The 26,013-nt window shown below is 57.1% G+C and carries 22 protein-coding genes and 1 other RNA gene; 16 read left to right on the forward strand and 7 right to left on the reverse strand.

Going from position 1 to position 26,013, the window contains the following annotated elements; genetic code table 11:
• Window positions 1-77 precede the first annotated feature (77 nt).
• Complete coding sequence (pnp, locus tag ACID345_RS10260; RefSeq protein ID WP_011522797.1) at window positions 78-2,525, forward strand: polyribonucleotide nucleotidyltransferase; 2,448 nt, start codon at window positions 78-80, stop codon at window positions 2,523-2,525.
• A gap of 182 nt (window positions 2,526-2,707) precedes the next feature.
• On the opposite strand, the gene smpB is transcribed toward pnp, so the two are convergent.
• Window positions 2,708-3,235, reverse strand: coding sequence for an SsrA-binding protein SmpB (gene smpB / locus ACID345_RS10265; protein ID WP_011522798.1), 528 nt, complete (start codon window positions 3,233-3,235; stop codon window positions 2,708-2,710).
• 248 nt (window positions 3,236-3,483) lie between these two features.
• Between smpB and ACID345_RS10270 the strand changes: the two genes are divergently transcribed.
• The 13 genes from ACID345_RS10270 to ACID345_RS10330 all read left to right on the forward strand — a co-directional run bounded on the left by ACID345_RS10270 (window position 3,484) and on the right by ACID345_RS10330 (window position 19,624).
• Window positions 3,484-5,778 (forward strand): cohesin domain-containing protein, encoded by a 2,295-nt coding sequence (locus ACID345_RS10270; protein ID WP_011522799.1) that lies wholly within the window; start codon window positions 3,484-3,486, stop codon window positions 5,776-5,778.
• 56 nt (window positions 5,779-5,834) lie between these two features.
• A complete protein-coding gene (locus ACID345_RS10275) occupies window positions 5,835-6,296 on the forward strand; it encodes a type II secretion system protein (RefSeq protein WP_041855598.1) in 462 nt (153 codons plus the stop codon).
• Window positions 6,296-6,685: a type IV pilin protein gene (locus ACID345_RS10280; protein WP_148210073.1), complete on the forward strand. Its 390-nt coding sequence runs from the start codon at window positions 6,296-6,298 to the stop codon at window positions 6,683-6,685. Before ACID345_RS10275 ends, ACID345_RS10280 begins: the two co-directional genes overlap by 1 nt.
• Window positions 6,686-7,150: 465 nt before the next feature.
• On the forward strand, window positions 7,151-7,819 hold the full coding sequence (locus ACID345_RS10285; protein WP_011522802.1) for a pilus assembly FimT family protein: 669 nt from the start codon (window positions 7,151-7,153) through the stop codon (window positions 7,817-7,819).
• 11 nt (window positions 7,820-7,830) lie between these two features.
• Window positions 7,831-8,394: a hypothetical protein gene (locus ACID345_RS10290; RefSeq protein ID WP_011522803.1), complete on the forward strand. Its 564-nt coding sequence runs from the start codon at window positions 7,831-7,833 to the stop codon at window positions 8,392-8,394.
• Window positions 8,395-8,406: 12 nt separating this feature from the next.
• Complete coding sequence (locus tag ACID345_RS10295; protein WP_011522804.1) at window positions 8,407-9,600, forward strand: PilW family protein; 1,194 nt, start codon at window positions 8,407-8,409, stop codon at window positions 9,598-9,600.
• Window positions 9,601-9,616: 16 nt separating this feature from the next.
• Entirely contained in the window at window positions 9,617-12,490 is a 2,874-nt protein-coding gene (locus tag ACID345_RS10300) for a PilX N-terminal domain-containing pilus assembly protein (RefSeq protein WP_011522805.1), read from the forward strand.
• A 134-nt stretch (window positions 12,491-12,624) separates the two neighbouring features.
• Entirely contained in the window at window positions 12,625-13,710 is a 1,086-nt protein-coding gene (gene hppD, locus ACID345_RS10305; protein WP_011522806.1) for a 4-hydroxyphenylpyruvate dioxygenase, read from the forward strand.
• 84 nt (window positions 13,711-13,794) lie between these two features.
• Window positions 13,795-15,084 (forward strand): homogentisate 1,2-dioxygenase, encoded by a 1,290-nt coding sequence (hmgA, locus tag ACID345_RS10310; RefSeq protein WP_011522807.1) that lies wholly within the window; start codon window positions 13,795-13,797, stop codon window positions 15,082-15,084.
• 6 nt (window positions 15,085-15,090) lie between these two features.
• Window positions 15,091-15,969, forward strand: coding sequence for a hypothetical protein (locus tag ACID345_RS10315; RefSeq protein WP_011522808.1), 879 nt, complete (start codon window positions 15,091-15,093; stop codon window positions 15,967-15,969).
• 5 nt (window positions 15,970-15,974) lie between these two features.
• On the forward strand, window positions 15,975-17,264 hold the full coding sequence (fahA, locus tag ACID345_RS10320) for a fumarylacetoacetase (RefSeq protein WP_011522809.1): 1,290 nt from the start codon (window positions 15,975-15,977) through the stop codon (window positions 17,262-17,264).
• A 15-nt stretch (window positions 17,265-17,279) separates the two neighbouring features.
• A complete protein-coding gene (gene abc-f, locus ACID345_RS10325; RefSeq protein ID WP_011522810.1) occupies window positions 17,280-19,205 on the forward strand; it encodes a ribosomal protection-like ABC-F family protein in 1,926 nt (641 codons plus the stop codon).
• Between the two features lie 71 nt (window positions 19,206-19,276).
• Window positions 19,277-19,624 carry a hypothetical protein gene (locus ACID345_RS10330; protein ID WP_011522811.1) on the forward strand — a complete coding sequence of 116 codons (348 nt, stop codon included), beginning with the start codon at window positions 19,277-19,279 and terminating at the stop codon, window positions 19,622-19,624.
• Between the two features lie 48 nt (window positions 19,625-19,672).
• On the opposite strand, the gene ACID345_RS25385 is transcribed toward ACID345_RS10330, so the two are convergent.
• From ACID345_RS25385 to ACID345_RS10345, 3 genes are all read right to left on the reverse strand, one after another.
• Window positions 19,673-20,308: a DUF4412 domain-containing protein gene (locus ACID345_RS25385; RefSeq protein WP_187148982.1), complete on the reverse strand. Its 636-nt coding sequence runs from the start codon at window positions 20,306-20,308 to the stop codon at window positions 19,673-19,675.
• 133 nt (window positions 20,309-20,441) lie between these two features.
• The gene (locus tag ACID345_RS10340) at window positions 20,442-21,020 is read right to left on the reverse strand and encodes an NUDIX hydrolase (protein ID WP_011522813.1); all 579 of its coding nucleotides are present in this window, start codon (window positions 21,018-21,020) and stop codon (window positions 20,442-20,444) included.
• A gap of 35 nt (window positions 21,021-21,055) precedes the next feature.
• A complete protein-coding gene (locus ACID345_RS10345) occupies window positions 21,056-21,640 on the reverse strand; it encodes a DinB family protein (RefSeq protein ID WP_011522814.1) in 585 nt (194 codons plus the stop codon).
• Window positions 21,641-22,063: 423 nt separating this feature from the next.
• Here ACID345_RS10345 and msrA point away from each other — a divergent pair, with 423 nt between their 5' ends.
• Window positions 22,064-22,534, forward strand: coding sequence for a peptide-methionine (S)-S-oxide reductase MsrA (gene msrA / locus ACID345_RS10355; RefSeq protein WP_011522815.1), 471 nt, complete (start codon window positions 22,064-22,066; stop codon window positions 22,532-22,534).
• A 60-nt stretch (window positions 22,535-22,594) separates the two neighbouring features.
• On the opposite strand, the gene ACID345_RS10360 is transcribed toward msrA, so the two are convergent.
• The 3 genes from ACID345_RS10360 to ACID345_RS25390 all read right to left on the reverse strand — a co-directional run bounded on the left by ACID345_RS10360 (window position 22,595) and on the right by ACID345_RS25390 (window position 25,630).
• Window positions 22,595-23,251, reverse strand: a complete 657-nt coding sequence (locus ACID345_RS10360) for a hypothetical protein (protein WP_011522816.1) — start codon at window positions 23,249-23,251, stop codon at window positions 22,595-22,597.
• A 117-nt stretch (window positions 23,252-23,368) separates the two neighbouring features.
• Window positions 23,369-24,037 (reverse strand): carbohydrate-binding family 9-like protein, encoded by a 669-nt coding sequence (locus tag ACID345_RS10365; RefSeq protein ID WP_011522817.1) that lies wholly within the window; start codon window positions 24,035-24,037, stop codon window positions 23,369-23,371.
• A gap of 78 nt (window positions 24,038-24,115) precedes the next feature.
• The gene (locus ACID345_RS25390) at window positions 24,116-25,630 is read right to left on the reverse strand and encodes a rhomboid family intramembrane serine protease (protein WP_011522818.1); all 1,515 of its coding nucleotides are present in this window, start codon (window positions 25,628-25,630) and stop codon (window positions 24,116-24,118) included.
• 149 nt (window positions 25,631-25,779) lie between these two features.
• On the opposite strand from ACID345_RS25390, the gene ffs reads away from it, so the two are divergent.
• Window positions 25,780-25,876, forward strand: an RNA gene (gene ffs / locus ACID345_RS26145) — signal recognition particle sRNA small type.
• Window positions 25,877-26,013 lie beyond the last annotated feature (137 nt).

Consider the following 26,013-nt stretch of genomic DNA (forward strand, 5'->3'; position numbering starts at 1 on the left):
AACTGCCAACCGTTTTCCTGACCCGCAGAATCCTCTTCTGCCGGCAGGACGGTGTCTCCTGAAGAGAGAAGGAAAGAATGAAGCCTGAACCAAAAGTAGCCACGGTTGAGTTTACCGGCGGCAAGTCCTTAAGTTTTGAAACCGGAAAATTAGCGAAGCAGGCACATGGATCGGCGATTGTCCGGAGCGGACAAAGTGTGGTGCTCGCTACTGCCTGCGCCAATGCCGACCCGCGCGAGGGAATCGACTTTTTCCCGCTGACCGTGGACTACCGCGAATACACCTATGCCGGCGGACGTTTCCCCGGCGGCTTTATCAAGCGCGAAGGCCGGCCGAGCGAAAAAGAAATCCTCACCAGCCGCCAGATTGATCGCCCCATCCGCCCACTGTTCCCTGAAGGCTTCCGTTGTGAAACCCAAGTTATCGCCATGGTGCTGTCTGCGGATTCGGAGAACGATCCGGACGTGTGCGGCATCAACGGCGCGTCGGCGGCACTGGCTGTGTCGGACATCCCGTTCAACGGACCGATCGGCGCCGTGCGTGTGGGACTGATCGAAGGGCAGAACATTGTGAATCCGACGTACGACGAAATGCGTGCGTCGAAGCTGAACATCATGGTCGTCGGCACCGCCGAAGGCATCGTGATGATCGAATCTGGTGCGCACGAGGCGACAGAAGAAGAAGTCGTCAGCGCGATTGAATTCGGGCATGGCGAGATCAAGAAAATCTGTGCGGTGATCAGCAAGCTGGCGAAGGAAGTCGGCAAGACGAAGCGCACAGTGGCTCCGGTCGAACTCGACCAGCCCTACCTGGATGGTTTGCGCAAGAAGATCGGTGCGGACCTGGCGGATGCGCTCAACACGGAGAAGTATCCGAAGAGCGAGAGCTACGCCAAGGTGAAGGAAATCAAGTCGAAGCTGAAGGAAGAGATTCCGGCAGACGACGATGCTGCGCTGAAGAAGCTCGGCAAGTATTACGAGCTGCTGCGCGAAGACATCTTCCGCCAGCAGGTAACGAAAGAAAAGCGGCGTCCGGATGGGCGTGCGTTCGACCAGATCCGGCAGATTTGGATTGAAGTGGATGTTCTGCCACGTACGCACGGGTCGGCGGTCTTCACCCGCGGCGAGACGCAGGCACTGGTTACGACCACGCTGGGCACTGGCGATGACATGCAGCGCATGGAAGGTTTCGAAGGCGAAGCCAAGAAGCGCTTCATGTTGCATTACAACTTCCCGCCGTTCTCGGTGGGTGAAGTGGCCTTCCTGCGCGGCGCAGGCCGTCGTGAGATCGGTCACGGAGCATTGGCAGAGCGCGCGTTGAGCGCCGTTCTTCCGAGTGAAGACAAGTGGCCTTACGCGATGCGTGTGGTTTCCGACATTCTCGAGTCCAACGGTTCGTCGTCGATGGCTTCCATCTGCGGCGGTTCGCTGAGCTTGATGGATGCGGGCGTTCCGTTGAAGGCTCCGGTTGCGGGTATCGCAATGGGCCTGGTGAAGGAAGGCGATGATTACGCCATCCTGACCGACATCGCTGGCGCCGAAGACCACTACGGCGATATGGATTTCAAGGTCGCCGGCACGACGCAGGGCATTACCGCTCTGCAAATGGATATCAAGATCGGCGGCATTACGGCGCAGATCATGCGCGAGGCGCTTGAGCAGGCCCGTCGCGGACGTCTCTTCATTCTCGACAAGATGAATGAAGTGATCCAGTCTCCGCGTACTGAACTGAGCGAGTTCGCACCGCGCTTCTACACGTTGCAAATTCCGACCGATAAGATTCGCGACCTGATTGGGCCGGGTGGCAAGGTCATCCGCGGGATCGTGGAAGCGACCGGCGTGAAGATCGATGTCGAGGACAGCGGCAAGGTGAACGTGGCGTCGAGCGATCAGGAAGCAGCCAAGAAGGCGCTCAAGATGATCGGCGACATTACCGCCACGGCCGAAGTAGGGAAGACCTACCTCGGAACCGTGACGCGGCTCGCAGACTTCGGAGCGTTCGTCGAGATCCTGCCGGGTACCGATGGCCTACTGCACATCAGCGAAGTCGCTGAGCATCGCATTAAGGATGTAAAGGACGAGCTGCACGAGGGCGATCAGGTCCTGGTGAAAGTTCTCGCAGTGGACGGCAATCGCATTAAGCTGTCGCGCAAGGCGGTGCTGAAAGAGCAGCGCGCGAAGATGGCAACAGAAGGCGGTGGCGACGGTGGTCCGGCTCCCGAGGTGGAGCACAGTGAGCACGGCGCACCGGGCGGCGTGACCTTCGAAGGCGGTTATGAAGGCGGCGACGAACCTGAAGTCGAAGAGGGCGAGCCGAACTTCAATCGCGATGACGCACCAGGTAGCCACGGCGCAACGCAACCGCACAGCGGCGGAGATCGTCCTGATCGTGGACCGCGTCCGCATGGTGGTGGAGGCGGCGCCGGTCGTGGTGGTCGTGGACGGCGTCCGGGTGGTGGTGGCGGCGGTGGACGTGGTGGTCACGGCGGTCGCGGCGGCGGTGGTGGTGGAAGAGGCCGCGGTTAGTTTTTCCCATAGCAAAACAGAAGTTGAAAGCCACGTCTTCGGGCGTGGCTTTTGCTTTTCTGGGAGTGCGAGTGTGCGCCATCGAGCGAGGAACTTCGGAAAGTTGGCAACGAATGTTTACGTTTACCGTCTAACTCAGCGTTGCAAGAGTGAGAAGAGAACTGCGATAGGTTAAGAGCGCTCTAGCTCTTGCGGCTGCGGGCGATGGCTTCGCGCGCATCGCGATCGGCGGTCTTGCGGCGGTCGGTTTCGCGCTTATCCCAAAGCTGTTTGCCTTTGGCGACGGCGAGTTCGACCTTCACCCTGCCGTTCTTGAAGTACATCCGGGTGGGGATGAGGGTGTGGCCCTTTTGTTGGGAGGCTGCAAGCAGTTTCAGGATCTCGCGCTTTTTTACCAGGAGTTTCCGGGTGCGCAGCGGTGCATGGTTGTTGTAGCTAGCGGCATCGTATGGCCCGATATGGGCGTTGATGAGCCAAAGTTCGTTTTCCTTCACCAGGCCGTAGGCGTCCTTTAGATTGGCACGGCCGTCACGGATGGACTTGACCTCGGTTCCGCGCAGGGCTACGCCGGCTTCGTACTTGTCGAGCAGGAAGTAGTTGTGCGAGGCGGCGCGGTTGACAGAGGCGTCGCGTTCACCCGAGGCGACGGGATCGCGCTTGGCATTTTTCGGCGCCGTTTTACTGCGATCGGGTTGGGGATTGCGAGTCATGAAAATTTAATGCCTTCACCCGATTGAGGCGAAGGCGACCACCTGTATGCTAGCACAAAGAAAAGGTTTAGCTTAGGACGGCAGAACAGCGATGATATACTGGCAGCTTCGCGCGGAACCGCGGGTCACTCGCCACTGGGTAGGGCTATTTGAACGATAATCGATTGCAGAACGGCTCCTTCGGACGGCAAGCTGTGGCTCAAGGCCAACAAGACGGTGCGTCCGAACCCTCCACGAAAAGGATTGCAATGAAACGGCTCAAAGGGGTAGCAGCGCTGCTATTTGTGGTTGTCCTGGCAGCACTCCCCGTCATTGGCGACAAGGCTCCTTCTTTATACGACAAAGGGAAGGACGCTGAGGCGCGGCAAGACTACGAGGCGGCGTACGAGTACTACAACGAGGCCTACAAACTTCATCCGAAGGACGTTCGCCTGCGGGCCAACGCGGAACGCGCTAAGTTCCTGGCGGCTTCTTCGCACGTACACCGCGGGCAGATTCTTCGCGACGCCGGAAAAATGCAGGATGCACTCGCCGAGTTCCAGAAGGCAGCCGCCATTGATCCGTCGAGCTTTATTGCCGTGCAGGAAGTGCGGCGAACGCAGCAGATGATCGAGGAGGCGGAGCATCCCGCGCCGCAATCGCTCAATACCGGGGACGTCCTCACAAATCGCATTCAGCAGGCTGCTGGGCCAGTGGACCTGGCGCCGATCTCGAATGTTCCGATTACTCTGCGCCTGTCGGAAGACTCCAAGATCGTTTACGAGTCGATCTGCAAACTCGCTGGCATCAACGTCCTTTTCGATCCCGATTACACGTCGCGTCGCGTCACGATCCAGTTGAATGGCGTGACGCTACAGGATGCGCTCGGTATTGTTGCATTGGAATCGAAGACATTTTGGCGGCCCATTACCCCGAACACAATTTTCATCGCGGCTGATACTCCGGCGAAGCGGAAGGAATTAGAGCAGAACGTAGTCCGCACTTTTTATCTTTCCAATCTTTCGCAGCCGACGGAGTTACAGGACCTGGTGAACACGATCCGTACGATCGTGGAAGTGAATCGCGTGCAGCAGTTGCCGACGCAGGGCGCGATCGTGGTGCGCGGCACTCCCGACCAGGTCGCCCTGGTTCAGAAGCTGATTGACGATATTGATAAGGCGCGGCCGGAAGTTGTTGTGGAAGTGGCGGTGATGCAGGTTTCGAAGACCAAGATGCGGAACCTTGGCATCCAGCCACCGTCCAGTATTTCGGTGTCGATGGCCTCAAACCTAAGCAGTAACAACAATAACAATAACAACAACAATAACAATAACGGCAACGGAAACGGAAACGGCACGGGAACTGGTACCGACAACAGTAACGGCGGGATCAGCCTCAACGATCTCGCCCACCTCAATGCCACGAATTTTATTCTCACCGTTCCGACGGCAACGGCGAATTTCCTCTTTAGTGATGCCGATACGAAGCTCATTCAGAATCCGAGCATTCGCGCGGTGGACGGACAGAAGGCGACGCTGAAGATCGGCGATCGAATTCCGGTGGCGACTGGTTCATTCCAGCCTGGCATCGGCGGTGTGGGTATCAACCCGCTGGTGAACACGCAGTTCAACTACATTGACGTGGGCGTCAACATCGACATCACGCCGCGCATTCACGCCAATAATGAAGTCTCGATGAAGCTGGTCCTCGATGTCTCATCGGTTACGGGATACCAGAACATCGGCGGCATTCAACAGCCGACAATTGGACAGCGCAAGATCGAGCACGAGATTCGCCTGAAGGATGGCGAGATCAACCTGCTGGGCGGCATCCTCCAGAGTGAAGACGATAAAACGATTGCTGGATTGCCCTACCTCTCACAGATTCCACTGTTGCGCTACTTCTTCAGCACGGACAACAAGACGAAGAGCGATTCCGAAGTAGTGTTCGTGGTGATTCCGCACATCGTGCGTGGCTACGACGTGAATCGGTCCAATACGCGGGCTGTGGATGTGGGAACAGGTTCCGCGATCCAATTGACCCGGATTCCGGTGCAGCCGGCTGCCGCGGCGCCTGCGCAGAGCCAACCAGCCGGGCAGCCGCACGGAGTGCCGCAGTCGAAGAATGATCCTGCACAGGGAGCGCCGAATGGCGCGGTGCTGAGCTTCGACCCCGCGACGGTGGATGTTCCGGTCGGCTCGACAGTAGCTGTGAATGTCGCAATCGCCGGAGGACAGAACGTGTATTCGGTTCCAGTGCAGATTGGGTACGATCCGAAGACGCTGTCGCTGGTGAATGTTTCCAACGGCAATTTCCTCAGTCGCGATGGGCAGGTGGTGGCGCTAGTACACCGTGACGATCCGATTACGGGCCAGGTACAGGTGACGGCGACGAGACCACCGGGCGCCGCCGGAGTGTCCGGGGAAGGGCAGGTGTTCACGCTGACCTTTATGGCGAAGGCTCCCGGGGCGTCGCAATTGAGTATTCACCAGGCGGTTTTGCGGGATACAGCGCAACAAAAGATTCCGGCGACCGGTTCGCAGGCAATGATTACCGTGCACTAATTGCTGACGAGTGGTCGAACATGGACGTCTATAGGAAGTAGGGCGCACGGTTCGTTTTGAGAATATTTCGTACAACTCGGGGCCGCGGGTTCACGATGGTCGAGCTCATCGTGGCAATCGCGGTGATCGCGATTCTGGCTGGCGCCGCCATACCCGTAGCGCGCAACGTGATCAAGCGTCAGAAAGAACGGGAGTTGCGGTACGACCTTTGGGAGATTCGGGACGCGATCGATCGTTATAAAGACGCGGCGGATCGGGGAGCATTCCAGGTCAAGCTTGGTTCGGAAGGTTATCCATCGGATCTTGAGTCGCTGGTTAAAGGTGTGGACGCAAACGGCAAGAAGCTCAAGTTCCTGCGACACATCCCGATCGACCCGATGACCAACAGCACCGAGTGGGGTTTCCGCTCGCTTCAGGACGATCCGGATTCAACGTCGTGGGGCGGGCAGAATATTTTCGATGTGTACACGAAATCGACGGGAGTGGCCCTGGACGGGACGAAATACGCGGAATGGTAATGAGACGACGACAACGCGGATTCACCCTGATCGAGTTGATGATCGTGATGAGCATCATCGTCATCCTGCTCGGGATTGCCATTCCCAACTACCGGAATTCGATCATCCGCGCACGTGAGAGCGTTCTGAAGGATGACTTGTTCACGATGCGGTCGGTGATTGACCAATACACGCTGGACAAGCAGAAAGCGCCCCAGTCTCTGGATGACCTCGTCTCCGCCGGGTATTTGAAGTCGATTCCGAAAGACCCAATGACGAACGGGACTGAGTGGCAAACGGTCCAGGAAGACAGCCTCATGTCCGTGGATCAACAGGAGCCGGGCATTGTGGACGTCCACAGCACGTCGAACGCTACGGCCTCAGACGGGTCCACCTACAGCAGTTGGTAACCCTCCGGTATTCACTTAAGTAATCGCTAAATCCGCCTCATAGGCGGATTTTTGTTGCTCCAGCCAGAGTTGCTGGTGATATATTCAGCAACGCAATCTTCAACGAGTGCCCGGCTTGGCTGGGCTGCGTTACGAACAATCGTTCGACGATCAGAGTCCAGCGTTCCGAAGGAACAGCTTGGCCGGCGTCAATCGAGAGCCGTACGCAATCGAGAGATGCACACATCGCTCTTTGCTTTCCGTGCCTGGAAAGCATGGCAATGGCAGCCAGATGGGCAGCGAATAGGTCGCGCCGTGCTGGCCCGCAGCCGATACCCCCGCTAGGGCGTAGCGCATGCGGCACCTTGTGTGGGAGGCCATTGACGACGGACAAACTCCCCTTGTCCGAAGGTATTAATAAACAGTCAGAAGGGCCATGTTTGTCGGCCTGGCAAGATCAGCTTTTTGGGAAGCGTAGGTGACGGTATGCACGTGAGACGAGGCGAGCGCGGATTCAGTATGCTCGAGTTGGCCATCGTGGTTGCGATCACACTCATCGCGGGAAGCATCGTGTTCATGTCGACGCGGGAAGCGATCAAAAACCAGCGCGGTGAGCGCGCGTTGCAAGACATGCTGGGAGTGACCCGCTCAGCGCGTCAGTTGGCCATCGATCGACGGCGCGTATTTAAGGTCGCGTACGGCGCTTCGCCAGCGTCGATCACGGTCACGGTGACCCCAGCCACCAACTCCAGCGGCGGTTGTACGGCAGCGACGAGCCAGTGGCCCGACTCGCCGGCTACCGCGAATCCTCCCGACAAAATTGATGGCTTTTACGACTTTCTATTCGTTACGGGAGCACCGAATTCCGCTACGACGGCGCCCGATGGTCTCGGCGCAGGCAAGACCGCTGGGGTGAACTTCACTTCGACGCTCGACACAACATCGGTCTGTTTCTATCCCGATGGCAGCGCGCGTGACTCGAACAACCAGTACAGCAGCGGCTTGATCTATGTTGCGCCGACCACGGCAGCGGATCCGAATACGACTTCGCGTCTCAACTCGATGCGCGCTATGACAATCTTTGGGCCTACTGGCCGTATTAGTGGTTGGAAGCTCAGCCAGACCTCTTCTGGTCTGCGGTGGAAGCAGTGGTAAAGGGGGCGGACATGAAGATTCTCCGAAAGCGAAACCAATCGGGTATGAGCCTGCTAGAAGTGATGATCGCGGGCATCGTTCTGACAACTGGGTTACTCATCGGTGTATTGCCGATGATCAGTTACGGGGTCTCGACGCTTCGCGCAACCGACGAAGACACAATCGCGAAACAGAAGGGCCGCCAGATTATGGAGAGCATATATGGCGCCCGCAACACTTCGGAGTTGGGATGGGATTCGGTTAATCCCGTCGGCACCTGCACCACAAGCGGTACGAGCGTGATTTGCGGCGTGTTCATGACTGGCTCGCAACCGATGTACGGTGCTGGGGCCGACGGCATCATGGGGACAGCGGATGATGCGGCTGCGGGGATTGAGACCGCCGCGATGGCAAACGGCCAGATCCGAACCCTGAATGAATTTACCCGGACGGTCACGATTACGCCCTACACGGATGCGAGCGGAGATATCTCATCGACGCTGCGGCAGATCCAGGTGGACGTCACCTATCCCTGGGGTGTGAATGGACTGACGCGGACGTACACGATCCGCAGCCTAATCTCGCAATACAAGTAGCGGAGAATTGTCATGAAAATGCGCGGCGCAAAAGGTTTCACGTTGGTCGAACTGCTGGTGGCAATCAGCCTTGGATTGCTGGTTACCGGTGCAGCAGTCGCTGTCTACAAACAGGCAGTAGACAGTACGACCTACCTCACGCAGCGAACTGTCGTCCAAGGCAATGCTCGGGCTGCGATGAATACGATCTCGCAGGACCTGAACTTTGCCGGGTATGGGCTACCAATCGGCGGAATTCCAGTGCCGACGGCCGCGCTCTTTAGCTGCGCTACTGGAAGCGCCGCCGCGTCCTGGGCATATAGCTGCCCGACGACTGCGCCATCGTTCCCGGTTATCTCGGGCGCCGCGACCATGTCCGGCATCACGCCGATGTATCAGGCCGGCCCGACGATCAACGGAAACGCAACTGACCAGATGGCAATGGCTTATGTTGACAGCTCTCCAAATTTTTCCAACAACACTTGCGGGGTTTCTACGCAATGTGGGTTTGACGCATTCCCATTGACGCAGGCGTCGGTGTCTGGCAGTACAACGACGCTTTACTTCAACGGTTCGACTACTCCGGCGCCAAACGATACCAAGTGGGGTTTGAAGGTTGGGGACATCCTGCTGGTCTCGAACTCCACCGGCCAGGCCGTAGGAGAAGTCACGAGCGTAACCTCGGGCAATGTTGTGCTCGCTGCAAGTGATCCGATGAAGTTGAATCAGGCGTTCGGGACAGGCGGATCGGTGCCCAATGTCCTCGGATTCAGTTCAGGTATCCAAGCTTACAACAACGGAGCAGGCCCCCTGCAGTCAACAAACGTGAAGCGTCTGTACATCGTGACTTACTACGTAGCCACAGATCCTTTGGCGCAGGCGGTGGGAACAACTGGAAATCCGACGCGCCTGTACCGGATGGTGAACGGCGATTCCAATACCAATCCCCCGGTTCCAGTGGCAGAACAGATTTCCAATCTGACCTTCAGCTACAACATGTTCGATTCTGTCTGTGGCGGTTCACAGTCCGCCAACCAACGCAATCCGACAACGAACCAAATCGGCTTGATCAAGACGATCAATGCCAGCATTTTTGCGGCGAGCACACTCAACACGACAGCTATTCCCGGCCAGGCCATCCAGCAGATTCCGATGACCACCACAGTTTCGCCAAGGAACCTCAGTTATTTCGACTCGTATTCTTCGACGCCGCAAGGCAGTTGCTAAGGGGAAGGAAAAAGAAATGAAGAACTTCCATCCGATCAAAACAAAGCGCGCTGAGCAGGGATTTGCGCTGATCCTCACCTTGCTGCTGCTTTTGCTGGTGACGGGACTTGCCGTCTCGGTGATGTATTTGGCGATGAGCCAACGGCAGGTTGCCGGCTCCGACTCGGAAACCACGCTTGCGTACTACGGTGGTGAAGCAGGCATGGAAAAGATGATGGCGGATTTGGCTGATCTGTATCAGTCAAAGCAGACGCCATCGCTGTCGGACCTCTCGGCACTGACTTCGAAACAGCCGAACATCCAGGGAATCACGTACACGGATCCGAACGTGGCCAATGCGTACTTGGTGACGGCGCCTAACAACGGTTCGGGTTATCCAGTGTCTTACAGCTCCACCGTGGCATCCGGACCCAATGCCGGTCTGATCGCTCAGATCATCCCGATCAGCCTTTCGCTGACGGCAAGCCGTCCGGAAGGGACACAGGCGCGCATGTTCCGCAAAGTGGAAGTTGCGCTGATTCCGGTGTTCCAATTCGGAGTGTTCTCCGATGCCGATCTCAGCTACTTCCCGGGGCCTGTCTTCCAGTTTGGTGGACGCGTCCATACGAATGGAAATCTCTGGCTGGCATCCGGCAATAACCTGACGTTCTTCGACAAGATCACTGCTTATGGCAACGTGATCCGGGCAAAACTTGCCAACACTTTCGACGCAACCGCGGGGGCATACGGCGGGTCTGTGAACCTGCCAACCCAGCCCGGCGGCTGCGGAACGCCGGCTGCTCCAGGGGGTTCGTTCTGCCGTGCCATGGCCTTTACGGAAGGCAGTGTGAAATATGGCAACTATTGTCCGTCGGGCTTGAACTCAGCGCCGAATTGCGATTCGACCTCGAGCTATAACGCCGCATGGGCAACCACTGCAAGTTGGAGCGGAACCACTGGGCCGATCTCCGGCGGCAACGTTCTCTACCAGGGAATGATTCTCAACGGACAGACCGGCGCCACGAAATTGTCGCTGCCGTTCGTGGGCAACGGCGTTTCGCCAATTGAAATCATTCGGCGAGCACAGGCGGGTGACAGCGACTCGGTTTCACAATCGCGTTTGTATAACGAAGCCAGTATCCGTATTTTGCTCGACGACAACCCGTTTAATTTGAGCGCTGCGGGACCGGCGGATCCCAACAATATTCCGTTGGCGTCCGTGCTTTCCGGAGGCAAGATCAGCACTAGCGGTTGGGGCGGATCTCCTGCATATCCATACTGGGCGACCGGTACGAATGCCAACAATTTCCTCACGACCGGTAGGGATCCAAATTATATGGTTCCGGATCTTCGCGTCATTAACGACACGCAACCCGCTACGCCAGGCGGCAATGCAGTTGACCCTTATAAGTACCTGGCGGGCGCAGTTCCGGATGCTGGAGACGGAGGCAGTGGCGGCAAAACGGTTTATAGCTCGGTTGCCGGAAGTCCTTTTGCCACGGGGACCTACCTCGCCGCAAAGGCGACCGCTGGCGAAACCGAATGGCCGTTGCTGAGCGGATGGATTCGCGTGGAAGCTACCAGCACGGCGGGCAGCGGGTATTTCCCGGTGACCAAGGAGTGGCTCAGCTTCGGATGGACACGTCAGTACAACACGTTCCCTGATAGCGAAACACCCACTCCGAACACCATCGAGCCAAATGCGATCCTCCACTTGCAGCAGATCATCTCGGGTACACGCGGAACCATCAGCCCGACATACTCCGCAGTTGATATCAAGGGGTTCCAGGTGGTCCCGATCAACATGTATGATCCGCGCGAGGGCGAGTTGCGCGACGTAACGACCGGCAAAGCGGCGGGAAGCTGCGCGCTGAACGGCCTGATGAATCTAGTGGAACTGAACGTCGGCAACTTGAAGCGGTGGCTAGGTGGAACCATTGGCACCACGGGTACTTCAGTCGACAAAACCACCTTTAACGGCTACATCGTATATTTCTCCGATCGCCGTGGCGGGTCCTTTGACGGTGGTTACGACTATCTCGATACCACCAACTCGACGAACTCGATTACTGTGACGTCGTCACCCACTCCCAGTGCGAACGTGAGTACTGGTATCGGCGATGGCGTCCTCTCGGCAGAGGAAGATGTTTACCAGGGGACCTACCCAGTCGAAATCGGCGGAGCAGGTGCACCCACCGGCACCCTGGTTACGCCACCCAAGTTCATCGGCGCGGCTTTCGGCCTCGGACAGACCACAACTGGTAATCCCGGAGTATCGCAACGTATCAACTGCGCTACTTTAGGTGCCTGGAACGTGGTGCTTGCACCGCGCCATGCGCTGCGATTGGTCAACGGAACACTGAATAACCTGCCCATGCCCGGATTCACCGTCGCCAGCGAACAACCCGTCTATGTGGTGGGCAATTACAACGCCAGCAATGGTTCCGGGTTGCCGAACACCGGAGTAGACTCCGCGGCATCGGTTATCGCAGATACCGTGACGTTATTGTCCCGTTCGTTCAACGACAGTGGTTCACTCTTGACGCCGTTTGCACCTGACACCGCTTCCACGACCTATTACCGCCTGGCTATCGCGAGTGGTAAGACGCTGTCGTTTAAGCAGCCTTCGGGTTGGGGAAATGACTACGGTACCGATGGTGGAGTGCATAACTTCCTGCGCTACATCGAGAACTGGGGTTCTGCCAGTCTGTATTACGAAGGTTCGATGGTGAGCTTGTACTACTCGCGTTACGGCACTGGCGCATTCAAGTGCTGCACCACGGTGTACAGCCCCCCAACTCGTAAGTACAGCTTTGATCCGAATTTCCTCACGCCTTCGTTGCTGCCTCCGGGCACACCTGAATTCAAGGATGTTGTGGACCTTGGATTCCAGCAGAATTTGAATCCATAACCGGTCCCAACCGGCTCCAGTTATTGGCCAGGCTTCGCGCCTGGCCAGTTTTTTGAGCGGCCGGGGAGCCGCGGGCAGGTGCGCTGGATTCCTGCCTCCAAGTTACAATGGAGGAAAGTGTGGGAGTGTTTGGGATGCAAAATCCTCTTAAGCTCAAGAAGATCCATCACGTTGAATTTTGGGTAGGGAACGCCAAGCAGGCGGCCTACTATTATCGCAAAGGCTTCGGATTCAACCAGCTTGCGTATCGCGGTCTTGAGACCGGCTCACGCGACGTCGCCTCGTACGTCCTCCAGCAGAACAAGTGCAACTTCGTCCTGACAACGGCGATAAACCCGGAGCATCCTGCGGCCGACCACGTTCGTCGGCATGGCGACGGCGTGAAAGACATCGCTCTGCACGTGGAAGACGCCGATTTCGCCTTCGAAGAAGCCGTGAAGCGCGGCGCAAAGGCTGTCTTCGAGCCTAAAGATGTGATCGACAATTACGGTACCGTTCGTTGGGCTGCGGTGCACACCTACGGCGAAACCATCCACTCGTTTATTTCCTACAAGAATTATGGCGGTCCATTTCTGCCGGGATTTCAATCGGCGATTGTCCCCGGCGAAGAGACCGGCATCCTGCTGGTGGACCACATGGTCGGGAACGTCGAACTCGGCAAGATGAATGCCTGGGCCGATTTCTACCACGATGTATTCGGCTTCCATCGCTTCATCAGCTTCGACGACAAGGACATCTCGACCGAGTACTCGGCGCTGATGTCCATCGTGATGTCGGACGATTCGTACTTCGTGAAGTTTCCGATCAATGAGCCCGCACCGGGTAAGCGCAAGAGCCAGATTGACGAGTACCTCGAAGCGTATGGCAGCCCCGGGGTACAGCACATCGCGCTGCGCGTAACCGACGTCATTGAGACCGTCAGCAAGCTCCAGAAGAACGGTATCGAGTTCCTGCGCGTCCCAGACTCGTATTACGACATTGTGCAGGAACGCGTCGGGCCGATTGACGAGCCGATTGAGAAGATCAAGCAGCTCGGTATCCTGATCGACAAGGACGATGAAGGCTACCTGCTGCAGATCTTCAGCAAGCCGGTGGAGGACCGTCCCACGGTGTTTTTTGAGATTATTCAGCGCAAGGGAAGCCGCGGTTTCGGCAAAGGCAACTTTAAAGCACTGTTCGAGGCATTGGAATTGGAACAGGCACGGCGCGGCAACCTGTAACTGATTAGATTACGAAGGTCACGCGGGCCTTTCCGGCCCGCATCTTTTCGGACAAAATACCTACACACTTCCGCTCGAGGTCACATGAACGATCGATACATGTCGGGTTTCGGCAACGAGTTCGCGACCGAAGCTGAACCGGGTGCGCTGCCAAAGGGGCAGAACTCGCCGCAAAAGGCGCCGCTCGGGTTGTACACCGAGCAATTGAGTGGAACGCCGTTCACAGCGCCACGATTGGCGAACCGCCGCACGTGGGCGTATCGCATCCGCCCTTCGGTGATGCACAAGCCCTACGAGGCTGCCGAGCAGAAGCTGCTACGCAGCACACCGTTCGATGAAGCTCCCACGCCGCCGAACCAAATGCGCTGGGATCCTCCGCCTATTCCGACGGAACCAACGGACTTTGTAGACGGCCTCATCACGATCGCGGGCAATGGCGATTCCACCATGCACAGCGGCGTCGCGATTCATCTGTACGTCGCGAACAAGAGCATGAACGACCGCTTCTTCTACGACGCCGACGGCGAATTGCTCATCGTGCCGCAGATGGGGAGGCTCATCTTCCACACGGAACTCGGGCGAATTGAAGCTGCGCCTGGAGAGATCGTTGTTATCCAGCGCGGTATCAAGTTCCGCGTTGAATTATTGGAGAAGCAGGCGCGGGGCTACATTTGCGAGAACTATGGGGCAATGTTCCGCCTGCCGGACCTCGGTCCGATCGGCGCCAATGGCTTGGCGAATACGCGCGATTTCCTGACGCCCGTTGCTTCGTACGAAGATCGCGAAGGCAGCTTCCGCGTGACCTCCAAGTTTTGCGGCAAGCTGTGGGAAGGGGAGTACAACCACTCGCCTCTCAACGTCGTCGCGTGGCACGGGAATTACGCACCATACAAGTACGATTTGGCAAACTTCAATTGCATTAACTCCGTCACGTTCGATCATCCAGATCCATCGATTTACACCGTGCTCACGGCGCCCTCGGAGATTCCGGGCACAGCAAACTGCGACTTCGTGATCTTCCCGCCACGCTGGATGGTCGCCGAGCACACTTTCCGGCCGCCATGGTTCCATCGCAACTTTATGAACGAGTTCATGGGCCTGATCAAGGGCGAGTACGACGCGAAGGCGGAGGGCTTTGTCCCCGGTGGCGCCAGCCTGCACAACTGCATGAGTGGCCACGGGCCTGATGCAGCGACCTACGAGAAGGCGAGCCACGCGGAGTTGAAGCCGCAGTATCTCGGCGACACGCTAGCTTTCATGTTCGAAACGCGTTTTGTTTGCCGGCCAACGAAATATGCGCTCGAAACAGCACAACTGCAGCACGAGTACTACACGTGCTGGCAGGACCTAAAAAAACACTTTCGAAAACCCTAGGACACAATGACCCCAACGGCCACCACATCTGCGCTGCACGCGCTCCTCGAAGGTCTCATCGACTACGCCGGTCTATTTCCGCCGGCTGGGCTCGAGATGGCGAAGGCAGTGTCGAATTACGCTCGCTACAAGTCTGGCCCGCATGCATGGATGCTGGGCCGCTTCATTGTTCCTGTAGCGCGCTTGGATGAATTTGAACGTGCCTGGCATACCGAGGGAGAGCCCGCCGACTGGCGGCTGAGCGCGCTGATTACCGAAGTAGGTTCCGATCTGCCGCTGATCCAGGAATTCAATGCGACATATGGCGGTGACGTTCAGATCGATGCGGTGGAGTTGAAGGCATCGACATCCTCTGAAATCCGCGCTCTACCGGGAATTACTGGCTACGTGGAGGTCGCGAGCGCCAGCGATCCGACCGAACTCATTGCGCAGATGAAGCACGAGAAGCTACGGGCGAAGATCCGCACCGGAGGGCTAACCGCCGATGCGTTCCCACAGGCCGGGGCTATTGCGCGTTTTCTGCGCGCATGTGCCGCAGCGGCGATCCCTTTCAAAGCGACAGCGGGACTTCATCATCCGGTGCGCTGCGTGAAGCCGTTCACCTACGAGCAGGGAAGCGCTGAAGGTACGATGCACGGCTTCCTCAATGTCTTCCTGGCTGCAGGATTTGCGCGCAAGGGATATGCGGTTCTATTTCTGGAGCGTTTGTTGGCAGAAGAAAATCCTCAGGCATTCCGATTTGCCGAGAACGGCGTCCATTGGGGCGATGCGTATCTTTCTGCCGAAGAACTCGCGGACTTGCGCACGAATTTCGCGATTGCCTTCGGCTCGTGTTCCTTCGAGGAGCCGATTGCTGACCTGCAAGCGCTCCGTCTGCTACCGTAATCCCAATGAACGAGACACATGATCCAAAGATCAAGTCGTGGGTTGCTTCGGCCAATGCGCCGGACTGCGACTTCCCGCTGCAGAACTTGCCGTTCGGAGTCTTCCGTCGCAAGAATGACGAAGGTGGCGGCATCGGCGTCGCGATTGGCGATCAGGTGTTCGATGTCGGCGCCTGGGTGCGCGACCAAGGGAAGAGCTCTGCTGAATTTAAACTTCTGACTGAAAAGCGCCTGAACCGATTCCTAGCTGCCGGCCCGCAGATATGGAGCGCGGCACGCATGGCACTGTTTAACCTGCTGCGCGAAGATTCTCCGCAACGCGAGCAGGTAGCGCGCTATCTCGATGCAACTGCGAACGTCGAGATGGAGATGCCGATCGATATCGGCGATTACACCGATTTCTACGCCTCCGTCTTCCACGCGACGAATGTGGGGAGCATGTTCCGGCCGGACAATCCTCTGCTGCCAAATTACAAGTGGGTGCCGATCGGCTATCACGGGCGAGCTTCTTCTGTCGTCGCCAGCGGCGCGGCAGTGAAGCGGCCGAGCGGCCAGCGCAAGCCACCGACGGCTGACATGCCGACATTTGGTCCGTGCGCACAGCTCGACTACGAACTCGAAGTGGGCGCAGTGATCGGGCCGGGGAATGCCCTTGGAGAGACGGTACCGTTGCGCGACGCAGAGAAGCACATCTTCGGCTTGTGCTTGCTGAACGATTGGTCGGCGCGCGATATACAAGCGTGGGAGTATCAACCCCTGGGGCCGTTTCTGGCCAAGAACTTCGTGACCACGATTTCTCCGTGGCTCGTGACGCTGGAAGCGCTCGAGCCCTATCGTAGGAGCGCGTACAAGCGTCCGGAGGGCGATCCACAGCCCTTGCCGTATCTCAGTGACGAAAACGACCAGCAGCGCGGCGCCTTCGACGTCTCGCTCGATGCTTATCTTTCGACGCGCAAGATGCGTGATGAGAAAATCGCGCCAATCAGCCTGAGTCACGGATCTTTACGCGATATGTATTGGACCTTCGGGCAGATGCTCGCGCACCATGCCTCGAACGGATGCAATCTCCAACCTGGCGACTTGATCGGCAGCGGCACGGTTTCTGGACAGTCGAAACACTCGCGGGGATGCCTGCTCGAGCTGTCTTGGCGCGGCACCGAGCCCATCTCACTACCGAGCGGCGAAACTCGCAAGTTTCTCGAAGATGGCGACGAGGTAATCTTCCGCGGCTACGCGGAGCGCGAAGGTCAAGCACGGATTGGCTTCGGCGAGTGCCGGGGCATCGTCGTCGGATGAGACAATAGAAGTGCAATGATCCAGTTGTCTGCCGCCGGAAAGCGTTTCGGCCCCAAGAGTCTGTTTCAAAATCTCGACTGGCTGATCACGCCGCAGGACCGCGTCGGCCTGGTTGGCGCCAACGGCACCGGCAAATCCACGCTGCTCAAAGTGCTTGGCGGCATCGAGTCGCTCGACTACGGCTCGCTGCAATCTACCAAGGGCATCACCCAGGGCTACCTGCCACAGGATGGCCTGCGGCTGTCCGGACGAAGCGTATTCGCCGAGTGTCTGAGCGTCTTCGAAGACCTCAAAGCGATGGAGAAGGAAATCGAAACGCTCACGCGGCGCATGAGCGAAATCGATCACGAGTCGATTGAGTACAAGCAGATCTCCGATCGCTTCCACCGCATCGACGGCGAATTTCGCATCCGCGATGGATACGCCCTGGAATCGCAGGTCGGCACCGTGCTTTCCGGACTCGGTTTCAGCAAAGAGGATTGGCAGCGGGACACCGGTGAGTTCTCGGGTGGCTGGCAAATGCGCATTGCGCTGGGGAAACTGCTACTCGCCAGGCCGAATCTTCTGCTTCTCGACGAGCCGACTAACCACCTCGACCTCGAAACCCGCAACTGGCTCGAGGAGTACCTCACGCACTATCCATTCGCCTACATCCTGATATCACACGATCGGTATTTCCTCGATGTTACGGTCAACAAGATCGTTGAGATATGGAACAAGGAAGTGCACTTCTACGCGGGCAATTACGACAAGTATCTCGCGCAAAAAGAAATGCGCCGGACGCAGATCGTGAGCGCCTACAAGAACCAGCGCGAGCGGATCGAGCAGCTCGAAGCCTTCATCAACCGATTTCGATACCAGGCAACCAAGGCGAAACAAGTCCAGAGTCGCATCAAAGAGCTGGAAAAGATCGAGCGTATCGAAATTCCGCCGGATGAAAAGACCATTCACTTCACATTCCCGCAGCCGAAGCCCAGCGGACGTCAGGTGGTCGAGTCCAAGGGGCTGGCGAAGAGCTACGGTGAGAAGCAGGTCCTCAACAACGTAGATTTCTTTATTGAGCGCGGCGATCGGGTAGCGCTTGTCGGTGTGAACGGTGCCGGCAAATCCACGCTTATCAAGCTGCTCGCCGGTCTTGAGCCGCTCACCGGTGGAGAGTTGCGGCTCGGGCACAACGTTGAAGTGGACTACTTTGCCCAGGACCAATACAAGGAACTCGATCCGAACGCGCGCATGCTCGACGACATTGCTGAGATTTCGCCGCGTTCCACCCAGACGGAACTACGCAGCCTGCTTGGTTGCTTCCTTTTCTCGGAAGAAGATGTCTTCAAGACGCTGGGCGTGCTCTCCGGCGGCGAGCGTAATCGTTATGCGCTGGCGCGCATGCTTCTGCATCCGTCGAACTTCCTGCTGCTCGATGAGCCGACCAACCACCTCGACATGCGAGCCAAGGACGTGCTGCTCGAATCGCTGGAGAAGTTCCAGGGAACCGTCGTCTTTGTGTCGCACGACCGCTACTTTATCGACAAGCTCGCGACACGAGTCTTCGAAGTTGCCGATGGCGGCGTGCAGGTATATCCGGGGAACTACGAAGAATACCTGCGCTCGAAGGCCGGCGTCACGACCGCAGTTGATCTCGAGGCGGTAAGAGCTGAGGCCCCCAAAAGCAATGGTGACGGGGCTACGACGGCTGGCGAAAAAGCAAAGCGTCTCAATCCTATCAAGCTGCGCCAGTATGAAGAACGCATGCGCGAGCTCGAAGAACTTGTCGAACGCACCGAAACCGGCATCGTGGAGTGTGAGAATTCTCTCGGCAATTTCGTGAGCGTGGAAGAGACGAAGCGCCAGACGGAGCTGCTCGAACAGCGCCGCGCCGAGCTGGAAACTCTGATGGTCGAGTGGGAACAACTCACGCAGGCTCTCGAAGAAGCGAAGGCATAGTGGGCAACCCAGAGACGCACTCCGAATCCCGGCGATCACCAGTCGCCATATTGATCGTCTTCGGAATCGTTATGGCATTTCTCGGCTACGAGATGTTGCAGTTCAAGCGCGCGGGCAAGCAGGTTCATGGAGCCGAAATCACCGTGTTTCCCGCGATGCTAAAAATGCATCCCGGCGAGTCGCACACGCTGGAAGCGAGCGTCGTCGGCATCGAGAACGTCGACGTCCGGTGGTCGGTCGAGGAGGGCCCCGCTGGAGGCTCTGTCATATCGCAGCCGTCGTCATCGCACGATGGCCGCATGTACGCCACCACAAAGTACACTGCTCCATTAAAAGAAGGCCTTTATCACGTGACTGCCACCAGCGCAGCGGATGGCACGCGTTCCTCCACGGCCACGATGGTCGTTACCCAAAAGTAAAAGCCCACCTTTGCGGCGGGCTCTCACGAACATTCCTTTGATTTACGGCTATTGTGGCGCTTTTCCGCCCATCATCGCGCCCATATCCATCTTCTGGTACCCAGCGGGAACGGTGAACAGGCTCGCGTCCTGCGGCCCTTCTTTGATATTGCTGAATTCCACCGACGTCCCATCTTGCGAAACAGACTTGATAGGGAAGTGCAACTTCTGTGAGATCCATACCGTCCGATTTTCCTTGCCGGTGAACTCCCACTTGTCGCAAACGTAGCCGTTCATGGTCTCGGTGCCAACCTTCTTGCAGGTCGTACCTTCCTCACTGGCACAGGGATTGGTCGGGTCATAGGGCTTGATCTCTGGTCCGCGCTGACGCATTCCGGGACCGGCGCCATAAGCGCTCATTTCCATGTACATCTTCTGGTCGGGCATGATCATTGTGCTCTTCGGGTTCGCAGTGTTTGTCGAATCCACGAGCATGATCATGTTGTGCCCGCGGGCGGCGATTTCCATGCGCATGTGCTTGGTTTCACCGCTGAAGAACATTTTGCCGGTTGAGTCCTCGCCTCTATGGCCGGTCATCTTCATATCGGCCGACAGGCTGGGGAATTGCGGTGGCTGGGCCCAAGTAGCAGCCGCGCACAGCACAATGGCAATCAGGATCATGAGAGTTAAGGTGCGTTGTTTCAAACCGATCTCCTTTGCGAAAGCCCGTATGGGAATCATTGCTGACTGCGAATGCACGCGAAGTTGCTGGACGCCACAAACGCCAAAAGTATACCCCGATCCGATTTCGCTGCCGATGGCTTTTCGGAAGAAGCCCTTAACGCCGGTGAGGCCTCTTTGCGCCAGCCAAATGCTGCTGCAGCCAAAGGATCCCAGCAATTGTCTTGGCATCGAGAATCTTGCCGGTGAGCGCCATCTTCACCGCCGCCGAAAGAGGGAAGAGGCGCTTGGTAATGAACTCATCTTCCTCCGGCTGCGCCTTGCCTTTCTTAATATCGCGTGCCAAGTAAATTGTCATGCTCTCGTCGAGAAAGCCGGGGCTCACGTAGAAGAACATCGCTTTCTCCCACTTCTCGGACGTATAGCCAGTCTCTTCGATCAGCTCGCGCTTGGCGCCCACCAGCGGATCTTCATCGCCATCAAGCCCTCCCGCGCAAAGCTCCCACAGGTATTGTCCGGCAGCATGCCGAAACTGGCGAACCAGCAGCACGCGAGGTTCGCGCTGAGAGCTATCGAGCGGCAGAATTACCACTGACCCACCGTGATGGACGATGTCGCGGCGTCCCTTATTGCCTTCAGGATCGGCGATGTTCTCGATTGCGACCGTGAAGAGCTTTCCCTTGAAAACGGTGCGCTTGGACAGGATCTTTCCAGACCTTTTAGCTGTTTTTTTCACAAAAGCAAGGATATCAGTCGTGGCCGTCCGATTGGCTATGCCGCGGGTTCCGACAACGCCTGTTGGGCGAGGTCTCGGATATGCCCTGCCTGCCATAGGTGCCGCCGCTCGTGGGCGACGATGATGTACAAACCGCTCGCGACGGTGAAGCTCACTCCACGAATGAATGGATTCCGAAAGTGGATCGAGGCGAGATCGAGGTCGGCGTTCTTCGTGATTACCTCACACACTTCCTGTTGTGACGCGAGGAACTGCGCAATTCCTTCAGAAAGAGGTACCCCGGGTCGTGGGACGATGAGTTTCGGCGCCCTGATGCGAAGCGTCTTCGGCACGGGTGGCTCTACGCCCTTTATGAACAGCCTGCCGAAGAAGCCCGGCAGCACTGGTTTTCGGCGCAGTTTTCCTCCGACCCGTGACCGTTCCAGAGGAGCCCTCATTGCTTCCAGGTAGGCACGATTAGTCGCAGCGATATGGTCGAGGCAGAGCGCCACGCTCCACTTGTCGGGCGAAGGACGCCAGGTCCCGACGCGCTCGTTCATTTCAGTCACCAGCGCCCGCGCAGCGACTTCAGCAGCGTCGTATTGCGCGAACAGATCCTGTATTTCGGCAGCAAGTGCCATGTCGTTCCAGAGTCTATCGCGAAAAGGCTCGACTTTCGCTTACCGTCGCCCGTAAGCTTGGCGATACTCCTCCCTGGGGAAACACTTTGATCGGGCAGACCATCTCTCATTATCAGGTACTTGAGAAGCTGGGCGGCGGCGGTATGGGTGTGGTCTATAAGGCCGAAGACACTCGTCTCCGAGGCTGGAGACACGGACCAGGCATTTCACTGGCTCGATGCAGGGCCGAGGGAGAGGGACATGGGCATGCTTCAGTTGAAAACCGACCCTTCCTTCGCCTCTCTGCGCTCCGATCCTCGCTTCGACGAGTTGGTTAAGAAGGTCGGCCTGCCCTGAGAACAAGCTCTTTCGGACATTGGTGCTTTTCGGACCCTCGCGACATCTAATTGAGTGATTTCATTGTTGTCCTGGTAGGAGTTATCTATGGAAAAAGCCACCTTTGCGGCCGGCTGTTTCTGGGGCGTAGAAGAGACTTTTCGTACCACGCCCGGCGTAGTCGCCACGGCAGTCGGTTATACCGGCGGCCATACTGAAAATCCGACTTATCACGACGTCTGCACCGATACCACCGGCCATGCCGAAGCAGTCGAAGTCACCTACGATCCAGCCAAGGTCTCGTATGACGACCTGCTAAAGATTTTTTGGGAGAACCATAACCCGACGCAGATGAACCGTCAGGGCCCGGATGTCGGCGCGCAATATCGGTCGGCGATTTTCTTCTACTCTCCGGAACAGGAAGCGAAAGCGCGCGCCTCGAAAGAGGCCCTCGAAAAGAGCGGGCGATTCTCGAAGCCGATCGTTACGCAAGTTGTCCCGGCAGAACCGTTCTATCGCGCTGAGGAATATCACCAGCAGTACCTCCTGAAGCGCGGACGCACCCACTGCCATATCTAATGTATTTTCTGTCATGAAAAAGCGGCGCTTCGTGCGCCGCTTTGCTTTTGCAATGATCCGTTATTCCGTGCAGCACCACGTAGGCGGCTGCTGCACTCGGTTCGGCATGAAGATGTAGTGGGTCTGAGGATAGTTATCATCGAACCACTCGAATTTGAAGCGCTTCTGCATATATAGCGCGTTCTTGACTTCGCGCAATCCGCCGACAACTCGCCCGATCACTAGTTGATATTCCCCCAGCGTCTTCAGGTCAGAGAGATCGCGCTGCTGCGTATCCGCGCGTGCCTGAACGTACTGCCTGTAATCTTCGTAGCCGTGTTGTTGATCCAGAGCGTTTGCCGATGTCGGGCTTGCTCGGTCCTGATAGAGCGTCACCGTATGTTTCACTGCGGCGTTAATGATCTCGATTTCGGCGTCGTACCACTGATGAACCGCGGTTTCTGTCTCTTCTGGCGAATGTTTATCAGAGTACGCAAGAATCGCAGCGATAATCTCCTGCGAGTTACTCGCTTTGGTCTGCGCGATCTCAGGAATGGGTCCCCTGTACTTTCCGAGATCTTCGTTTTCTAAAATTTGTTTCGGCTTCGAGGGGTCATCGGCTTTGCGGGCTGAGCGATTCTGTCGCGCTACGTCACCAAGGCTGGGAGGGTCGGATTGAGCGGATAAAAGCGAGGGAAGTAGTAAAACAATTGTGAAAAGCGAAAATAAGGTTCGCATTGAAGAGGGCCTTCCTGGGTTCGGTCCTCTTTACACTCTAACAACCTCGGTCGCGGCAGGCTATTGTTCCTCGGACTCTTTGGTAACCAGTCCTGTTCCGGGAGCTGCGGTTCGCCTTTATTTGTCGAATCGCATTTCGACAAACGCTTCAGGCACATGGAAGTTTGCTTTCGGGGTGTTTGTTGGCTGCCAGCTTGAGTAAAAGCGACTAGGTTCAGGCCCCTCGATCCGAAAGAAATTCACCCGCCATGATTGCCCTGGATCAAACATGGGCGTCACCGATTTCATCGGCAGCGCAACTTCGGCGGTCCAGAGCTTCGCGCGTTCATCGACCGTGACCCTGCTCTTCACCGCAGAACGCAGGTCTTCATGCTCGCCGTTTGCAATGGCCAAGTCGATCCAGTCCCCGTTGGGACTTACCTCAATCTCCGAATACACTCGTCCCGACTGGTGCGGCGGTTGCAGAAACACCTCCGCTACATCGCGGTCCCACAAGTGATCGCGTCTCTCAGGGCCGCCTGGATACGTGTAGAGCTCGCGATAGCTAGCGCGGAACCGAAGGTAGAGCGTGTCCGTTGACCACAACGCCTGTACTTCCGTCTGGCGTTGCGGGTCAGGGTTCTTGCCTTGCCAATCGGCGCAAAATTGAATCGGCTTGGCGGAGTTCCATGCTTCCGCCTTTGGAAATCCGGAGGAGTCAGTCGAAGAATTTAGCTTGGCGACAGAGATCATGTTTTGAACGGTAGCGCACGTCTGCGCCGGCATCGGCGCAACAGCACAAAGCATTAAGATGGATAGCAGCAGCTTCAACAGCGCGATTGTACTGGATACCCGAGCCGGAAGCAGCACTGACTGAAGAGTCGCCTAGAACGCTACACCATTGCTCTTTGCGGTATTCGCAGCGGCGGACTGGCTGATCCCATGCTTGATCACCGCATCCATTTCCAAGTGTGGTATCGGCGAGTTGCCGGCCGCCTGATAAAGGCGGTTTGCATCGGCCGGGCGATCGAGCTTCGTGAGATAGATTCTGGCTGCGCTCAGCAGCGCCGTCAGCGATGTTCGGTCCGTGGCGTAATACGAAATGCCAAGGTTCTCGAATTCGCGGGCGGCGATTTCCCACTGTTCCACCCGTTCGTAGCTTCGTGCGAGTTCAAGCCACGTTGAAGCTGGAAGGATCGTTCCTCCGAGCCTGCGGAACTCGCGCAGGTGCAAAAGCGCCCGTTCGTCGTTTCCAACCCCGAGATAAAGACGAATCAGGACCGGAAGTGTTTCTTGACGCTGCTCGTTTGCATCGTTCTTCTGAATCTGCGCCTGCTGCAACAATTCCCATGCGTCGATCACATTCGAATTCTTCTTCACGTAGTTTCGGAGAATGGCGAGCGCAGTATTCGTCTCGCGTTTTTCCAGCAACTGCGCCGCATGCAGGAACTCGGTGTCGGGCTTCCAGACTACCGGCACAGGTTCTTCCGGGTTCGTAATCTTCTCGACGCGGCCGAAATCGAAGGCCAGCGCCACGACCGCTCCAAATGCGAAGCCCCCAACGTGTGCCCAGTGGGCAATGCCGCGCTCACCGAGCCCGCCCCAGAACAGTTCGGCAACAAACCACAGCGGCGCAAGGATGTAAACCGGCGCGAAAAATGTTCGCCAGTAGAAGAACAGCCAGAACAACATCTTTACTTTGAGCTTCGGGTAGCGCACCAGCATGCCGCCCATGAGGCCGGCCACCGATCCCGAGGCTCCAAGCATCGGTATGAGCGAATTCGGGTTCATGGCGCCATGCGCCGCGGCTGCGAATACTCCGGCACAGAGGTAGAAGCCCAGCACCACGTAGGGTCCCCAGACTTCTTCCAGGACAACGCCGCACAGCCACAACATCCACATGTTGCCGAGGAGGTGAAAGAACCCTCCGTGCAGGAACTGATGGCTGATGTAACTCCGGTACTTAGGATGATAGGAGTGGAATGCGTACATCCAGAGGACGGAGTTGTCTCGGTTTTGAAGGTCGCGAAACTCGATGCAGAGCAGGTTTACCTGCTCCTGGAGCTTCTCGATTTTCGGGTTCTCTTCATCGACTAGTACGGCTTCCCATGTGTCCATCGGCTCGCGGTTCGGGTCCGCAACCATCTGCCAGGCTTCGGGTCGAGTCTTCCGGAAGTCGTCCACCATCTGCTGCGCTTCGGTATCCAACACGACGTCCGGGAACCGCGCCTTCATGACCAGCAAGTGGTTGCGGACCGTGTTGAGGTTCCGGTTGCCTGTATCGTCATCGATGTCGCGGATCGTCAGGCAGAAAGCGAGAATGTTAGTGAGAATCAGGATGACAGTCACGATCGGCAATCGTTTGACTATCTTTTTCTCACGCCCAATGGGCAACAACATGGGATACCCTTTGCAAGTTACAGAAGTGGATCAGAACCTAAATTCTAACGTTCTACTCGCGAAAACGCGATGACATTAGGGTCGTAACCGTGCGTAACTGTTGCCGATTGGGCCTTCCACAGCTTCCTTTGATAGAATGAAAAGTCGGGCATCGGTCCCGCGCGACGTAACCCTGCGAATCCCGCCAGGTCCGGAAGGAAGCAACGGTAGTAGGTAAGTACGTGTGCAGCGGGTTCTCCGGTGTCCGGCTTTTTTTTATCTAGTGTTCTGCCTGTCGCGCAAATCTCCGCATAATGCTGCTGAATTGCCTTTTGGGAACGCCGCAGCCAACTCCGGTGTCGTGCTAGTGACATACTGCGTGCGAATAGTGGAGAATGAAGTGT

The organism is Candidatus Koribacter versatilis Ellin345, assembly GCF_000014005.1.
GTDB classification, from domain to species: domain Bacteria; phylum Acidobacteriota; class Terriglobia; order Terriglobales; family Acidobacteriaceae; genus Korobacter; species Korobacter versatilis_A.

Coding starts and splice junctions, on each gene's coding strand:
- hppD (WP_011522806.1), top strand. CDS start 12,625: ATGCAAAATCCTCTTAAGCTCAAGAAGATCCATCACGTTGAATTTTGG.
- msrA (WP_011522815.1), top strand. CDS start 22,064: ATGGAAAAAGCCACCTTTGCGGCCGGCTGTTTCTGGGGCGTAGAAGAG.
- ACID345_RS10330 (WP_011522811.1), top strand. CDS start 19,277: ATGGCATTTCTCGGCTACGAGATGTTGCAGTTCAAGCGCGCGGGCAAG.
- ACID345_RS10360 (WP_011522816.1), bottom strand. CDS start 23,251: ATGCGAACCTTATTTTCGCTTTTCACAATTGTTTTACTACTTCCCTCG.
- ACID345_RS10290 (WP_011522803.1), top strand. CDS start 7,831: ATGAAGATTCTCCGAAAGCGAAACCAATCGGGTATGAGCCTGCTAGAA.
- ACID345_RS10280 (WP_148210073.1), top strand. CDS start 6,296: ATGAGACGACGACAACGCGGATTCACCCTGATCGAGTTGATGATCGTG.
- smpB (WP_011522798.1), bottom strand. CDS start 3,235: ATGACTCGCAATCCCCAACCCGATCGCAGTAAAACGGCGCCGAAAAAT.
- ACID345_RS10315 (WP_011522808.1), top strand. CDS start 15,091: ATGACCCCAACGGCCACCACATCTGCGCTGCACGCGCTCCTCGAAGGT.
- pnp (WP_011522797.1), top strand. CDS start 78: ATGAAGCCTGAACCAAAAGTAGCCACGGTTGAGTTTACCGGCGGCAAG.
- ACID345_RS10365 (WP_011522817.1), bottom strand. CDS start 24,037: ATGCTTTGTGCTGTTGCGCCGATGCCGGCGCAGACGTGCGCTACCGTT.
- ACID345_RS10285 (WP_011522802.1), top strand. CDS start 7,151: ATGCACGTGAGACGAGGCGAGCGCGGATTCAGTATGCTCGAGTTGGCC.
- abc-f (WP_011522810.1), top strand. CDS start 17,280: ATGATCCAGTTGTCTGCCGCCGGAAAGCGTTTCGGCCCCAAGAGTCTG.
- ACID345_RS10270 (WP_011522799.1), top strand. CDS start 3,484: ATGAAACGGCTCAAAGGGGTAGCAGCGCTGCTATTTGTGGTTGTCCTG.
- ACID345_RS25390 (WP_011522818.1), bottom strand. CDS start 25,630: ATGTTGTTGCCCATTGGGCGTGAGAAAAAGATAGTCAAACGATTGCCG.
- ACID345_RS10295 (WP_011522804.1), top strand. CDS start 8,407: ATGAAAATGCGCGGCGCAAAAGGTTTCACGTTGGTCGAACTGCTGGTG.
- ACID345_RS10345 (WP_011522814.1), bottom strand. CDS start 21,640: ATGGCACTTGCTGCCGAAATACAGGATCTGTTCGCGCAATACGACGCT.
- fahA (WP_011522809.1), top strand. CDS start 15,975: ATGAACGAGACACATGATCCAAAGATCAAGTCGTGGGTTGCTTCGGCC.
- hmgA (WP_011522807.1), top strand. CDS start 13,795: ATGAACGATCGATACATGTCGGGTTTCGGCAACGAGTTCGCGACCGAA.
- ACID345_RS10300 (WP_011522805.1), top strand. CDS start 9,617: ATGAAGAACTTCCATCCGATCAAAACAAAGCGCGCTGAGCAGGGATTT.